This window comes from Kitasatospora sp. NPDC001132, assembly GCF_053598415.1.
In genome coordinates, this window is record NZ_JBSFKF010000020.1 from 1 (window position 1) to 13,981 (window position 13,981).

Consider the following 13,981-nt stretch of genomic DNA (forward strand, 5'->3'; position numbering starts at 1 on the left):
CCCATGATCGCGGTGAACTCGCCCTGGGGGAAGACGACGCTGACGTTGTCGAGGGCGACGACGCGGGTCTCCCCCTCCCCGTAGACCTTGTTCAGGCTGGCGGCGCGGGCGGCCGCCCGGCCGGTGTGGACGGCGGTTGCGGGGAAGGTCACGAGGACTCCTGGAACGGGTGAACGGAATGTTTAACTCCGTAACATCATCCCAAGCTGTTCGAACGCGATGTGTCATGCCGCGCGGTGGTCGGCCCCCGCCGACCCGGCGGGGTGGCGGGGGCCCTTGTCCTCCTCAGGTATGACCCGGACCCTGAGGACCAAGGGCCCTGCGGGGCCGGTCCGGTGCGGCCCGCCTACTCGACCGCCACCCCGAAGGCCGCCGCCAGCCCGGCCAGGCCGTTCGTCACCGCCCGCCCGGACGGGCTGAACTCCCAGCCGCCGGCGCCCCGGCGGAACACCCCGAGCAGCATCGCGCTGTCCGGCACCCCGCCGGTCGGCCCCGCCCAGGCGTCCGGACCGCCCGCGCCCGGCCCGTACGCGGCGGCGAGGGCCAGCCCGTGCACGTAGCCGAGCGGCAGCGCGGGATGCTCCTCCTCCTCGGTGGACACGGCGACCACCACCTCCTCCACGGTCGCCGGCAGCCGGTGCAGGTCCAGCGCCAGCCGGGCCGCCCGGGTCGGCTCGCCCGGCACCGAGTGGGTCGGATGCAGCCGGACGGCGCCGTCCGGGTCCTGCGGGCTGTTGAAGAACACGAAGTGCTCGTCGCTCAGCACCCGGCCCCCGGCGCACAGGAAGGCGGTGACGTCCAGCTCCACCGCGTCCCCGCCGGCCGTCCGGCTCTGCCAGCTCACCGTGAGGGCGGTCTCGCCGGCCTCCGCGGGTTTGTCGCCGGTGGCGGTGGCGGTGGCGTCGGCGGTGGCGGCGCCGCCACCGAGCCGGCCGCGCAGGCCCTGCTCGGCGAGCAGCACCACCAGCTCCGGGCCGCTCACCAGGGTCAGCGGCTTGCCCTCGATGTAGCTGTACGAGCCGCGGCCGAAGCCCGCGGTGGTGACCAGGATGCCCTTGTTCGCGCCGTGGTGGCGGACGGTGGACTCCAGGTCGCGCACCGCCGTCGGCGGAACGGTCTTCTTGTAGCGCTTGGCCTGGATCACGATCTTGCCGCCGGTCACCGGGTCCAGGTCCTCGGCCACCACGTCCACCCCGACGTCGCCGCTGCGGGCCGTGGTCATCACCTTGAAGCCGCGCAGCCGGAACAACTCGGCGATCAGGTCCTCGAACTCCAGTGGATCCATCTCGAACAGGTCCGGCTCGTCCTCGCCGCCGTGCCCCGCCAGGCTCCCGCCGACCGACTCCGGCCGGCGGTCCGGCCGGACCTCGTCCAGCCGCTCCGGGCGCGCCGACAGCCGGCCGCCCAGGCCCTGGAAGCACTCCACCGGGGCCACCCGGTCCAGCGCCAGGCCCGCGAAGCCGGCCCGGGTGGCGGTCAGGGTGGAGAGGAAGCGCTCCGCCTCCCGACCGGTGGCCGGGTCGATGCCGAGGACGAAACCGTTCACCACCACCGAGTCCAACAGGCCGTCCCGGTCCGCCCGGAACAGCTCCGCCGCCACCCGCAGCGCCGACTGCGCCAGCACCTCCCGGTACAGCGCCTTGCGCTCCGTCGCCGGGCGGGCCACCTCGGCCTCGCGGTCGTCCGACTTCACGTACCGCACCCGGCCGGCGGCCGGCACCACGTCCGGCCCGGGAAGCTCCCAGTCCACCACCAGCTGGCGGCCCCCGGCGTCGAACGCCGCCACCAGCCGGTGCGGGAAGCCCTCAGGCCAGGCCGCCGAGGCGTACAGGCCGGCCGTGAAGTACTCCTGCACCGCCTCCGGCTCACCCGCCCGCAGCCGACGCAGCAACTCCTCGGTCCGGGCGGCCAGTTCCTCCTGCTGCCGGCGGGACTGCTCGACCCAGGCCAGGTACTCCCGGTGGTACGCGGCCAGCCGGTGCTGCCGGTCGGTCTCCCGGGCCTGCGCGGCGTACCAGTCCTGCTCGAACCTGGCCCGGGCCTGGGCCAGGTACTGCTCGTACTGCTGCCGCACACCACGGTTGCGGGCCTGGACCGGGTCCGGCGGCGGCACGAAGTAGCGGGGCGAGGACTGGTCCGGCATCGGCACAGGATCGCCCAGCGGCCCCGGGTCGAAGGCCGGCACCGCCCGCGGCGCCAGCAGGGCCTGCGGGCCGAACGCCGGCGCGGCCAGGCCGGCGGCCAGCAGCCCCCTCAACTCCTGCACCCGGGCGTCCAGTTCGGCCGTCCGCCGGGCCGCCTCCGCCTCCCGCGACTGCTGGTAGGCGCGTTGCGCCTCGCGCTCGTCGCGGGCCGCCGCCCGCTGCGTCTCGCGCTGCTCCCGCTCCCGGCGGCGCTGCTCCGCCGCCTCGGCGCGCCACCGGGCCTCCTCCCGGCGCTGCTGCTGTCGCTGCGCCTCCGCCCAGATCGCCAGCACCCCGCTGCTCCGCCGCCCCGACACCGTCCGTCCACCCCATTCGCCTCGCGCCGACCATCGGGCGGCCGCCGCGGCACCGCCTCCTGGCCCCGCCGCCGACCGCGCCCGCCACAATAGAACGTGAACACCCCGCCGGGCCAAGCGCCGGTGACCTGCGGACTCCGCGGGCTCCTGACTGCCCGTCACCCGTTGCACGACTGGCATGTAGTTCATTTATCAACTGTTGAATCGTCACTTATCGACGCTTGGGAAGCTGCTCGCACAGCAACCGAGCAAGGGGGACGACAACCATGAAGTCAGGCAGAACTCTTCGCGGTCTTGCCGCCGGTCTGGCGTTCGCGGCCGCGGCCGTGGTGCCCGCCGCGATGCCCGCGCAGGCGCAGTCGGTGTGCACCGGGCCGACTCCGTCGGGCCGGTGCGACGTCGTCGGTGAGGGCAACGACCCGACCGGGGCGCTGCTCTCGGTGGCCCGGGTGCCCGGGGGCCTCTCGGTCTCCGGCTGGGCCCAAGACGTCGACGGCGGGTCGGTCACGGTCCGGATCAGCGTCGGCGGCGTGCCCGTCGGCTACCTGTCGGCCGACAGGCCCGGAGGGCCGGACGGGCGAAGCGACGCGTTCACCGGTGTCGTGCCCGTCCCCACCGCGACGGGCACGGTCTGCGCGACCGCGCTCAACATCGGCTCCGGGGCCGACGCCTTCCTGGGCTGCTCCTCGCTCTTGGTGGGTCACGACCCGATCGGCAAGCTGGACACGTTCACGACGAAGGACGGCTCCGTCACCGCGACGGGCTGGGCGCTGGACCCTGACTCGGCGGCCTCCACCCAGGTGTACATCTCCTACCAGGGAAACACCTTCGGGCCCTTCCCGGCCGACCAGGCCCGGCCCGACGTCGGCGCCGCCTATCCGGGGTACGGGGACGCCCATGGCTACCGGGCCACCTTCACGCCGCCCTCGATCTCCGCCTGCTACTGGGTGGTCAAGGTCACCGCGGTGAGCCTCGAGGCCGGCTCGAACGCCCAGGTGGCCGCCCGGATGTGCTCCTGACGCACGAGTCCGGAGGGCGGTCCGGCCTCCGCTGTCGGTGCCAACGGGTACCCTCGCAGCTTCGAGAAGGAGGGGGTACCCGTGACGATCGCACCGCAGCACCGGGGCCGCCCCGAAGGCTGGGTCTCCACCGGCCTGAGCTGGCGGGACGGCCGTGCCGTGCTCGGGGCCGCGCGCGGCGGCCGGGTGCACGAGCGCGCCGTGGCACCCGGGGCGGAGGTGGGTTGGCTGCTGGGCGGCCCGCGCCGCTGCGTCGGGGCCTGGCTGGCCGGGGCGGCGGAGCGCACGCCCTGCCCGCACCACGCGCTGATCGATCCCGACGGCGGCGCCACGCAGTGCCCGGCCTGCCAGAGCGTGGACCGCGGCCTCGCTCTCGCTCGGGACCAGATCCTCGACGACGGCCGCACCTACCTGCTCTACCTCGCCTGGTTCGGCGAGGGCCTGCTCAAGGTCGGCCTGACCGCCGAGCAGCGCGGCGACAGCCGACTGCTCGAACAGGGCGCCCTGGCCTACGCGTTCACCGCCCGCGGCGCCCTGCCGTCGATCCGGCGCGCCGAACTCACCGTCGCCGCCTCGGGCCTGGCCCGCGAACGGTTCAAGTCCCGGCTCAAGACCGAGCACTGGTGGTCGCACGGCGACGCCCCGCACCGCCGCACGGTGCTCACCGAGGCCCGGGCCCGGGCCCACCGGCTGCTGGACGGCCACGCCCTGGAGCTGCTCGCAGACCGCCCGGTGGTCGACCACGTCGAGCGCTACGGCCTGGCCGGTGGCGCCCCGCAGGCGTACCGGGAGATCGCCGCCCTGGCCGACGGCGCCGTCGTCGCGGGCCGGCTCCGGCCGCCGGTGGGCCGGCACCTCTTCCTCGACCAGGCGGACGGCTCCGGCCCGCTGCTGCTGGACACCCGGCTGCTCACCGGCTGGACGCTCAGCCCCGTCACCGGCCGCGGCTCCGCCGGCCTGACCCTCCACGAGCGCCTGCGCCCACCGGAGCCGGACACCCAGGAGGCGCTCTTCTGAGGCCTCCGCCACCCCCGCGAGGGCGGTCGGTCCGGCGCTCGGGACCGCCGGGCGCCGGACGGGCGGTCAGCCGCTGATCAGGGCGAGGAGCTGGTTCGCCAGGCCCAGGGCCGGCGCGGCGGCCTCGCCGAGGCGCTGGGCCACGCCGGCCAGCAGCAGGAGGGTGTTGCGCCGGTGGCCCGGCTCCTCGGCGGCGGGGCTGTTCAGCACCGGCAGGGTATCGGCGAGGCTCTGCCGGTCCGCCTCGTGGAGCCGGCCGTCGCGGGCCAGCTCGGTGACGGCGTCGGCGAGCCGGGAGAACAGCGCCGCGACCGCCGGCGGCAGCGACTGGTCGCCGACCGGCCCGTTGTTGTGCTGGATGCCGACGACGTTGGTCCCGCCGTGGATGTTGACCTGGTCCCCGTGGACGTGCGAGCCGTTGCCGTTGTCGCTCACTTGCTGACTCCCGTGATGCCGTGGCCGCCGTAGATGTTGACGTGGTCGCCGGACTGGTAGTGCCGCCGGTCGATGTTGACGGTGTTGACGAACTGCTGGAACTCGATCTGCGGGTTCTCGATCGCCTGCGTGATGGTGGCCTGCAGCTGCTGCGCGGGCCCGGGTGACTCCCAGGCCAGCAGCGCGGTCGGCGTCCCCGCCGTGTCCACGGACAGCGCGTACAGGCGCGGCTGGACCAGCCGGGGCAGGGTGACGGTGAAGAAGTACACCACCACGATGATCACCGCCACCACCACGAACGGGCCCGCGGCGAAGCCGCTGGACCCGCCGTACGAGCGGTTGTTGTTGTCCAGGGAGGCGAGCAGGCTGACGATCAGCGTGGCCACGGTCATGATCCCGATCACCCGCAGGAGCCGCATGACCGCGCCCGCCTTCTCCGGCACCAGGACGGTGGTGGTGACCCGGGCGATCATCGCGAGCGGGTACGCCGCGGCGCCGACCCAGAGGATGCGCCTGGTCACGGCCACCCGGGTGACGGACTTGGGGGTGGAGACCGGCGGCGGTACGGTGGGCGCGACCGGCGGCGGAGGTGCCGACGGCGGCAGTGGGCCGAGCGGGGTGAAGCCGGTCTGGCCGACTTGGCTCGGATCGGGTGGATCGGTCGGCTGCATGGACGTTTCCCCCAAGGCTCGCCATGTGCGGGACGACCATTAACCAGCACGCTCGGTGGCGGCACAAGTCATTTGTCACAAGCGGCACATGACGGACCGTCGGCGAAGGCGCCCGGCCTGCCGGAAGCCGTCGGTCAGCCCAGCTTGCCGCGCACCACGCCGGGGCCGGACCGGGCCCGGCGGGACAGCGGCGGCCGGGACGGGCGGACGTCGAAGCGGGCCGGCTGCTCGGCCGGCTCGGCGGCCCGCCCGGCCAGGGCGGCCCGTGCGGCCGCCAGCGCGACCCGTGCGAGCAGCGGGTCCTCCCGGACGCCGGCCGCGCGCTTGGCGCTCTGGCAGTCGGCGCACCAGACCGGCGAGGCCGGCCCGTCCGGGTACACCATCTCCTCGGGCGGCAGGTAGTGCCCACCGCACTCGACGCACTCGAAGATGAACCTCATCCGACGATCACCGTCCCGGATCCGTGGCACCGACCGCAGGGCGACCAGAAGGTGTGGACGCTGGGCACCATGCTTCCTTCCTCGTCCAGTTCGACCGTTGCCTCGGTCTTCTGGGTCCCCCCGGACCCGCCGCAACCGGAACAGGACTGAACCTCGGGCATATGCCGTCCTTCCTTGGCGGAGGACTACCGTAGCGCGATTCCCCGCCGGGAAGCACGGTCCGAACGGTCCGCCACCCGTACGGGTAACGCCGGGCCCGGCGGGACGGGCCGCGGGGGCAGGCGCCGGCCCCCCGCGACGAGCACCGAACGCGAGGGGCCGACCGTACGGGGGGAGCCGTCAGCCGCGGGCGGCCCGCAGGAACTCCCGGTTCATCGCCGCGATGCTGGGCAGCGGGATGCCCTTGGGGCAGGCGGTGGCGCACTCACCGGTGTTGGTGCAGCCGCCGAAGCCCTCGGCGTCCATGGCCGAGACCATGTTCCGCACCCGGGCGGCCCGCTCCGGGGCGCCCTGCGGCAGCACGTTGAGGTGCACCACCTTGGCGGAGGTGAAGAGCATCGCCGAGCCGTTCGGGCAGGCCGCCACGCAGGCGCCGCAGCCGATGCACTCGGCGTGCTCGAAGGCCGTGTCGGCGACCTCCTTGGGGACGGGCGTGGCGTGCGCCTCGGGCGCGCTGCCGGTGGGGGCGGTGATGTACCCGCCGGAGCCGATGATCCGGTCGAAGGCCGAGCGGTCCACCACCAGGTCCTTGACCACCGGGAAGGCCGCCGCCCGCCAGGGCTCGACGTCGATGGTGTCGCCGTCCTGGAAGTGCCGCATGTGCAGCTGGCAGGTGGTGGTGCGCTCGGGGCCGTGCGCCTGGCCGTTGATGACCATGCCGCAGGCGCCGCAGATGCCCTCGCGGCAGTCGTGGTCGAAGGCGACGGGCTGGTCGCCGCGGGTGATCAGCTCCTCGTTGAGGGTGTCCAGCATCTCCAGGAAGGACATGTCCGGGCTGATCCCGCTGACCTGGTAGGTGGTCATCGAGCCGGGTGCGTCCGGGCCCGCCTGGCGCCAGATGCGCAGGGTGAGGTTCATGCGTAGCTCCGCTGGGTGGGGTGGACGTGCTCGAACTCGAGGTCCTCGCGGTGGAGGACGGGTGGCTCGCCGGTGCCGGTGAACTCCCAGGCGGCGGCGTAGGAGAACTCCTCGTCGCGGCGGGCGGCCTCGCCGTCGGGGGTCTGGCTCTCGATGCGGAAGTGGCCGCCGCAGGACTCGGCGCGGTGCAGCGCGTCCAGGCACATCAGCTCGGCCAGCTCGAAGTAGTCGACCAGCCGGTTGGCCTTCTCCAGCGACTGGTTGAGCTCCTGCCCGGTGCCGGGCACCTTGATCCGGCGCCAGAACTCCTCGCGCAGCCGCGGGATCCGCTCCAGCGCCCGCCGCAGCCCGGCCTCGTCGCGGGCCATCCCGCACTCGTCCCAGAGCAGTTCACCGAGTTCGCGGTGGAAGGAGTCCGGGGTGCGGTCGCCGTCCACCGCGAGGATCAGGTTGAGCCGGTCCTCGACCTCGGCCTCCACCTCGGCGAGCACCGGGTGGTCGGCGGGCACGGCCGGCAGCGGGTGGCGGGCCAGGTAGTCGTTGATGGTGGGCGGCAGCACGAAGTAGCCGTCGGCCAGGCCCTGCATCAGGGCGCTGGCCCCGAGCCGGTTGGCGCCGTGGTCGGAGAAGTTGGCCTCCCCGATGGCGAACAGGCCCGGCACGGTGGTCTGCAGGTCGTAGTCGACCCAGAGGCCGCCCATCGTGTAGTGGATCGCCGGGTAGATCCGCATCGGCACCCGGTACGGGTCCTCGGCGGTGATCCGCTCGTACATCTCGAAGAGGTTGCCGTACCTGGCCTCGACGGCCTCCCGGCCCATCCGGCGGATCGCGTCGGCGAAGTCCAGGTAGACGCCCTGGCCGCCGGGGCCCACGCCGCGGCCCTCGTCGCAGACGTTCTTGGCGGCCCGGGAGGCGATGTCGCGCGGCACCAGGTTGCCGAAGGAGGGGTAGATCCGCTCCAGGTAGTAGTCCCTCTCCTCCTCCGGGATCTGCCCGGGCGGCCGGTTGTCGCCCTTCGCCTTGGGCACCCAGATCCGGCCGTCGTTGCGCAGCGACTCGCTCATCAGGGTGAGCTTGGACTGGTGGTCGCCCGAGCGCGGGATGCAGGTCGGGTGGATCTGGGTGAAGCACGGGTTGGCGAAGTACGCGCCGCGCCGGTGCGCCCGCCAGATCGCGGTGGCGTTGGAGTTCTTGGCGTTGGTGGAGAGGTAGAAGACGTTGCCGTAGCCGCCGCTGGCGAGCACCACGGCGTCCGCGGTGTGGGAGCGGATCTCGCCGGTGACGAGGTCGCGGGCGACGATGCCGCGGGCCCGGCCGTCGACCACCAGGAGGTCGAGCATCTCGGTGCGCGGGTGCAGCTCCACGTTTCCGGCGGCGATCTGCCGGGAGAGCGCCTGGTAGGCGCCGAGCAGCAGCTGCTGGCCGGTCTGGCCGCGGGCGTAGAAGGTGCGGGAGACCTGGACGCCGCCGAAGGAGCGGGTGTCCAGCAGGCCGCCGTACTCGCGGGCGAAGGGCACGCCCTGGGCCACGCACTGGTCGATGATCTCCACCGACACCTGGGCCAGCCGGTGCACGTTGGACTCGCGGGCGCGGAAGTCGCCGCCCTTGACGGTGTCGTAGAACAGCCGGCGGATCGAGTCGCCGTCGTTGCGGTAGTTCTTGGCCGCGTTGATGCCGCCCTGGGCGGCGATCGAGTGGGCCCGCCTGGGGGAGTCCTGGAAGCAGAACTGCACGACGTGGTAGCCCTGTTCGGCCAGGGTGGCGCCGGCCGCGCCGCCGGCCAGGCCGGTGCCGACCACGATCACGGTGTGCTTGCGCCGGTTGGCTGGGTTGACCAGCTTGGCGTCGAACCGCCGCTGGTCCCAGCGCTGTTCGATCGGCCCGGCGGGGGCCTTGGTGTCGGCGACCGGCTCGCCGAGGGTGTAGTCCAGGTAGCTCACGTCACCACTGCTCACTTCACGACTCGGGTCATCACGGCCACGGGAACGGACAGGAAGCCGGCCGTCAGCACCAGCGCCAGGCCGTTCGCGATCAGCTTGAGCGCCCGGTCGCGGCGGGCGTTGTTGGCACCGAGGGTCTGCGCGGCGCTCCAGAACCCGTGCCGGATGTGCAGGCCGACGGCCAGCATCGCGACGACGTAGAACACGTCCACGTACCAGCGGCCGAAGGAGGCCACGATGTTCTGGTACGGGTGGCCGTGCTCGGCGGCCGGGTTCACGGTCAGCGTGGTGAGGTCGAGGATGTGCCAGACGACGAACAGCGCCAGGATCACCCCGCCCCAGCGCATGGTCCTGGTGGCGTAGCTCGCCCGGCGGCGCTGGTGCACGTACTTGCTCGGGCGGGCCGCGAGGTCGCGGCGGCTGAGCTGGTACGCGGAGACGCCGTGCAGCACCACGGCGGCGAGCAGGCCCGCCCGGGCCAGCCACAGGAACCACTCGTGGCCGAGGAAGGGCTGCCCGATGGTGCGCAGCCAGGCCGCGTAGCCGTTGATGTCGTCCGGGCCGAAGAACACCTTGAGGTTCCCCAGCATGTGCGCGACCAGGTACAGCAGCATCGCCAGGCCGGTGACGGCCATGACCGCCTTCTTGCCGACGGTCGACCGCCACAGGATCGCCAGGGTGGACGGATGCCGGGCCGTCCGAGTCGCGGTTGTCATGGCTGCAACGGTAGGGACGGCGCTTCGGTGCGTCCAAGACATGATGCGGCTCGTGACGATAGGCATGGACTATCGATGCGGCCTATCCTGGCCCTGTGCAGCTCCAGCAACTCCGCTACTTCCTGGCCGTCGCCGAGACCCGGCACTTCACCCGGGCCGCCGAGGCGGCGCATGTCGCCCAGCCGTCACTCTCGCAACAGATCCGTTCCCTGGAGCGGGAGTTGGGGGCCGAGCTGTTCCACCGCACCCGGGGCAACATCGCGCTGACGGACGCCGGGGACGCCCTGCTGCCGCTGGCCAGGCGCATCCTCGCGGACACCGAGAGCGCCCGGCTGGCCGTGCAGGAGACGGTGCAGCTGCGCCGGGGCCGGGTCCGGCTGGGCGCGCCGCCGAGTCTGTGCACCAGCCTGGTGCCGGACGTGCTGAGGCTCTTCCGGGACCGCTACCCGGGGGTGACGCTGGTGGTGCGCGAGGGCGGCTCGCGGGACCTGGTCGGCTGGCTGGCGGCGGGGGAGCTGGACCTCGCGCTGATCATCACCCGGCCGAGCGGGGAGCAGGAGCCCGCACTGGCGGTCACCGAACTGCTGCACGAGGAGCTGGTGCTGGTCGCGGCCGAGCGGCGGGCCCGCGGGAAGGTCCGGGTGGCGGAGCTGAGGGGCCGGCCGCTGGTGATGTTCCGGGAGGGCTACGACGTCCGCGAGGCGACCCTGGCGGCCTGCCGGGCGGCCGGGTTCGAGCCGGAGTTCGCGGTGGAGGGCGGCGAGATGGACGCGGTGCTGGGCTTCGTCCGGGCCGGGATCGGGCCCGCCGTCGTCCCGGGAATGGTGGCCGCCCGCTCGGGCCTCGCGGTGACGGCGTTCGCCGGGCCGGGCCTGGGCCGCACCATCGCCGTGGCGCACGGCCACGAGGTGCCGCCGACCCGCGCGGCCGAGGCGCTGCGGGAGACCTTCCTGGCACATCTGCGGGACGCCGCCAGGGACGGCGAACTGCCGCCGGGCACAAGGCTGTTGCTGTGACGGAGGCCCGGGGTGCGGGCCTCCGTCAGGAGCGGCCTCAGGCCGGCAGCACGGCCTCGATCGCGGCGGTCAGCTCCGCCGACTCCGGCTCCACGGGCGGGCGCAGCCGCGCCACCACGGTGCCGTCCGGGGAGATCAGGAACTTCTCGAAGTTCCAGGAGACGTCCCCGGCCTGGCCCTCGGCGTCGGCGACCGTGGTCAGCTCGGCGTAGAGCGGGTGCCGCTCCTCCCCGTTGACGTCGATCTTCTCGAACAGCGGGAAGGTCACGCCGTAGGTGGTGGAGCAGAAGGCCTGGATCTCCTCGGCGCTTCCCGGCTCCTGCCCGGCGAACTGGTTGCACGGGAAGCCCAGCACGGTGAACCCGCGCCCGGCGTAGCGCTTCTGGAGGTTCTCCAGGCCGGTGTACTGCGGCGTCAGGCCGCACTGGGAGGCGACGTTGACGATCAGCAGCGCCTTGCCCTTGTGGTCGGCCAGCGAGGTGGCCGCGCCGTCGAGGGTGCGCAGCGGGATGTCGTACAGGCTCACGGGGGTGGTCCTTTCGGAGGGTCGTCGGGCCGGGCCTCTTCCGGGGCCACGGTAGCGGCCCGCGACCTGGTCAACCGCGGTCGGCGTGCCGGTGTTCCGGGCGTGCGGGGGCGTGGAGGCGGACGAGCCGCTCCGCACGCCCCCCGCACGCCGGGCGCGCGACCGCTCGGAGCGCACGCGTTCGGGGGGCTCAGCGCGCCAGGGGCCTGATCGCCGTCGGGGCGTGCTCCGGGAGGGTGGCCGGCTCCTCGGACTCGTGGACCTCGTCGATGTCGGCGGCGGCCATCGGGATGTCGGTGACCCGCTCCAGGATCACCTCGACCACGACCGGGACGCGGAACTCGGCGGCCAGTCTCCCGGCCTCCAGGAAGGCGGGCAGCAGGCCCTCCGGCTCGGTGACCCGGATCGCCCTGCAGCCCAGGCCCTCGGCGACGGCGATCCCGAGGTCGGGGGCGAAGATCCGGCCGAGCTGGGTGGGCTCGACGTCGACGTGGACGAAGATGCGGCCTCAAGGGGACTTCAACAGGATGTGGCAGCCCGGACGGCTGCTCCGAGGGCGGGGATTCGTACGCCAGCACGGCGGTCGCGCAGGTGTACCCAGGGAACCGGACGCTCCGCGCCGGAAAGCGCAGCCGGTGTGCAGTGGTGGTGAAGAGGCGGTGGCGTCGGTGGGCCCGCCCCGCCGTGCTGGGTACCGTCGGTGGCACGCCGGGCCCGTGACGTCCAACTGAGGCCGCGGCAAGGGGGTTCGGGAGCGCCGCGGAGCGGGGGAACTCCGCCGGCGGCCCCGTCCAGGACCAGCGTGCCCGGTCCGCCGCACCCGAGCGAGGGACGCACCCCCTGGCCGCACCGACCCGACACCCGCCGCCGCGCTCCGGTCCCGCCCGAACCCGCGGCCGTACCGCTCTCGCCGCCCTTCCCCGCCATCCTGCTCCCCGCCCTTGCAACGGCGCGCCCGCTGCGTCGGGTGCGCGGAAGGAACACCCCCATGTGCTGCTGCACCCCTGCCCGGTCCCTGGCGGTGACCGGGTGAACCCGCCGCCCCACCGGAGCGACAGCCCGCCGGGCCGCCTCCGCAAGCACGGCCCGCCGGGCCGGCCCCGCACCCCGGCCGCCCTGTTGCGCGCCGTCCCCTGGCGCCATGACCTGCCCGCCTCGCTGGTGGTGTTCCTGGTCGCCCTCCCGCTCTGCGTCGGCGTGGCCGTCGCCTCCGGCGTCCCGGCCGAACTCGGGCTGGTCACCGGGATCGTCGGCGGCCTGGTGGCCGGCCTGCTGCCCGGCAGCAGCCTCCAGGTCAGCGGGCCCGCGGCCGGGCTGACCGTCCTGGTCGCCGACGCCGTCCAGCGCTTCGGCACCGGCGCGCTCGGCCTCCTGGTCCTCGGCACCGGCCTGCTCCAACTGGCGATGGGCGCCCTGCGGCTCGGCCGCTGGTTCCGCGCGATGTCCGCCTCGGTGGTGCACGGCATGCTGGCCGGCATCGGACTGACCCTGGTGTTCGGCCAGCTGTACGCGCTCGCCGACCGCCGCGCCCCCGCCACCGGGCCGGAGAAGATCGCCGGACTGCCCGCGCTGCTGGGCGACGTGCTGACCGCCACGGCCAACCCCTGCGCCGTCGCCCTGGGCCTCGGCACCCTGCTGGTCCTGGTCGGGTGGAAGTACCTGCCGGAACGCGCCGCCCGCGCCGTGCCCGCCCCGCTGGCCGCCGTCGGGCTGGCCGCCGCCGTCACCGCGGCCGCCGACCTGCCGGTGGCCCGGGTCCGGGTGGCCGGACTGCTCGACGTGGTGCACCTGCCCGACCGCGACGCGCTGACCGCCCTGGCGGGCACCGCCGGGCTCGGCACGATCGTCGCCCTCACCCTGATCGCCTCCGCCGAGACGCTGTTCAGCGCCGCCGCCGTCGACCGGATGCACCACGGCCCGCGCACCGACTACGACCGCGAACTCACCGCCCAGGGCGTCGGCAACACCGTCTGCGGGCTGCTCGGCGCGCTGCCGATGACCGCGGTGATCGTGCGCAGCGCGACCAACGTCCAGGCCGGCGCCCGGAGCAAGGCCTCCCGGGTGCTGCACGGCGGCTGGCTGCTGCTGTTCACCGCGCTGCTGCCCGGCGCGCTCGGGCTCGTCCCGCTCACCGCGCTGGCCGCCGTCCTGGTGCACGCCGGCGCCAAGCTGGTGCCGCTGCGCCGGATCGTCGCGCTCTGCCGCGGCCACCTGGGCGAGGCGCTGGTGCTGGTGGTGACGGCGGCGGCGATCATCGTCACCGACCTGTTCGACGGGGTGCTGATCGGCGTCGGCCTGGCAGTGGCCAAGTCCGCCTGGCAGACCTCGCACCTGCAGATCACGGTGGAGGAGCAGGAGGGGGAGAGCGGAGCGCCGGTGCACCGGGTGCGGCTGAGCGGCAACGCCACCTTCCTGCGGCTGCCCCGGCTGCTGGACACCCTGGAACGGCTTCCGGGGGACCGGCCGGTGGAACTGGACTGGTCCGGGCTGCGCCATCTGGACCACGCCTGCACGGTGGCCCTGGTCTCCTGGGCGGCCCAGCACCGCGCCCGCTCCAGCGCGCCGCTGGCGGTCGAACCGCCGCTGCCGTCCGTGGCCTGACGTCTGGCCTGGTCGCTGGTTCT

12 protein-coding genes and 2 pseudogenes are annotated in these 13,981 nt (G+C 74.0%); 4 read left to right on the forward strand and 10 right to left on the reverse strand.

Going from position 1 to position 13,981, the window contains the following annotated elements; translation table 11 throughout:
- Positions 1–152: pseudogene (locus ACWDBE_RS24395) on the reverse strand (ABC transporter ATP-binding protein); the annotation flags it as partial.
- Positions 153–346: 194 nt separating this feature from the next.
- On the reverse strand, positions 347–2,476 hold the full coding sequence (locus tag ACWDBE_RS24400) for a restriction endonuclease (RefSeq protein WP_449809037.1): 2,130 nt from the start codon (positions 2,474–2,476) through the stop codon (positions 347–349).
- Between the two features lie 290 nt (positions 2,477–2,766).
- Here ACWDBE_RS24400 and ACWDBE_RS24405 point away from each other — a divergent pair, with 290 nt between their 5' ends.
- Both ACWDBE_RS24405 and ACWDBE_RS24410 read left to right on the forward strand, forming a co-directional pair.
- A complete protein-coding gene (locus ACWDBE_RS24405) occupies positions 2,767–3,519 on the forward strand; it encodes a hypothetical protein (protein WP_449809038.1) in 753 nt (250 codons plus the stop codon).
- An 81-nt stretch (positions 3,520–3,600) separates the two neighbouring features.
- Positions 3,601–4,536, forward strand: coding sequence for a DUF2797 domain-containing protein (locus tag ACWDBE_RS24410; RefSeq protein WP_449809039.1), 936 nt, complete (start codon positions 3,601–3,603; stop codon positions 4,534–4,536).
- Between the two features lie 66 nt (positions 4,537–4,602).
- Here the strand turns inward: ACWDBE_RS24410 and ACWDBE_RS24415 are convergent, their stop codons facing one another.
- The 6 genes from ACWDBE_RS24415 to ACWDBE_RS24440 form a co-directional block, all read right to left on the reverse strand.
- Positions 4,603–4,971, reverse strand: coding sequence for a hypothetical protein (locus ACWDBE_RS24415; protein ID WP_449809040.1), 369 nt, complete (start codon positions 4,969–4,971; stop codon positions 4,603–4,605).
- Positions 4,968–5,642 carry a DUF6232 family protein gene (locus tag ACWDBE_RS24420; protein WP_449809041.1) on the reverse strand — a complete coding sequence of 225 codons (675 nt, stop codon included), beginning with the start codon at positions 5,640–5,642 and terminating at the stop codon, positions 4,968–4,970. The genes ACWDBE_RS24415 and ACWDBE_RS24420 overlap by 4 nt, the downstream gene beginning before the upstream one ends.
- Positions 5,643–5,776: 134 nt before the next feature.
- Positions 5,777–6,082 (reverse strand): hypothetical protein, encoded by a 306-nt coding sequence (locus ACWDBE_RS24425; protein WP_449790107.1) that lies wholly within the window; start codon positions 6,080–6,082, stop codon positions 5,777–5,779.
- 339 nt (positions 6,083–6,421) lie between these two features.
- Positions 6,422–7,159: a succinate dehydrogenase/fumarate reductase iron-sulfur subunit gene (locus tag ACWDBE_RS24430; RefSeq protein ID WP_392871609.1), complete on the reverse strand. Its 738-nt coding sequence runs from the start codon at positions 7,157–7,159 to the stop codon at positions 6,422–6,424.
- On the reverse strand, positions 7,156–9,099 hold the full coding sequence (locus ACWDBE_RS24435) for a fumarate reductase/succinate dehydrogenase flavoprotein subunit (RefSeq protein ID WP_449809107.1): 1,944 nt from the start codon (positions 9,097–9,099) through the stop codon (positions 7,156–7,158). The genes ACWDBE_RS24430 and ACWDBE_RS24435 overlap by 4 nt, the downstream gene beginning before the upstream one ends.
- 11 nt (positions 9,100–9,110) lie before the next feature.
- Positions 9,111–9,815: a succinate dehydrogenase cytochrome b subunit gene (locus tag ACWDBE_RS24440; protein WP_449809042.1), complete on the reverse strand. Its 705-nt coding sequence runs from the start codon at positions 9,813–9,815 to the stop codon at positions 9,111–9,113.
- 95 nt (positions 9,816–9,910) lie between these two features.
- Here ACWDBE_RS24440 and ACWDBE_RS24445 point away from each other — a divergent pair, with 95 nt between their 5' ends.
- Positions 9,911–10,831, forward strand: coding sequence for a LysR family transcriptional regulator (locus tag ACWDBE_RS24445; protein WP_402413929.1), 921 nt, complete (start codon positions 9,911–9,913; stop codon positions 10,829–10,831).
- A 37-nt stretch (positions 10,832–10,868) separates the two neighbouring features.
- On the opposite strand, the gene ACWDBE_RS24450 is transcribed toward ACWDBE_RS24445, so the two are convergent.
- Positions 10,869–11,357, reverse strand: a complete 489-nt coding sequence (locus ACWDBE_RS24450; RefSeq protein WP_449809043.1) for a glutathione peroxidase — start codon at positions 11,355–11,357, stop codon at positions 10,869–10,871.
- A 190-nt stretch (positions 11,358–11,547) separates the two neighbouring features.
- A pseudogene (locus ACWDBE_RS24455) lies at positions 11,548–11,790 on the reverse strand (glyoxylate carboligase); the annotation flags it as partial.
- Between the two features lie 686 nt (positions 11,791–12,476).
- Here ACWDBE_RS24455 and ACWDBE_RS24460 point away from each other — a divergent pair.
- Positions 12,477–13,958, forward strand: a complete 1,482-nt coding sequence (locus ACWDBE_RS24460; RefSeq protein ID WP_449809108.1) for a SulP family inorganic anion transporter — start codon at positions 12,477–12,479, stop codon at positions 13,956–13,958.
- Positions 13,959–13,981 lie beyond the last annotated feature (23 nt).

Coding starts and splice junctions, on each gene's coding strand:
- ACWDBE_RS24440 (WP_449809042.1), bottom strand. CDS start 9,815: ATGACAACCGCGACTCGGACGGCCCGGCATCCGTCCACCCTGGCGATC.
- ACWDBE_RS24425 (WP_449790107.1), bottom strand. CDS start 6,082: ATGAGGTTCATCTTCGAGTGCGTCGAGTGCGGTGGGCACTACCTGCCG.
- ACWDBE_RS24420 (WP_449809041.1), bottom strand. CDS start 5,642: ATGCAGCCGACCGATCCACCCGATCCGAGCCAAGTCGGCCAGACCGGC.
- ACWDBE_RS24430 (WP_392871609.1), bottom strand. CDS start 7,159: ATGAACCTCACCCTGCGCATCTGGCGCCAGGCGGGCCCGGACGCACCC.
- ACWDBE_RS24405 (WP_449809038.1), top strand. CDS start 2,767: ATGAAGTCAGGCAGAACTCTTCGCGGTCTTGCCGCCGGTCTGGCGTTC.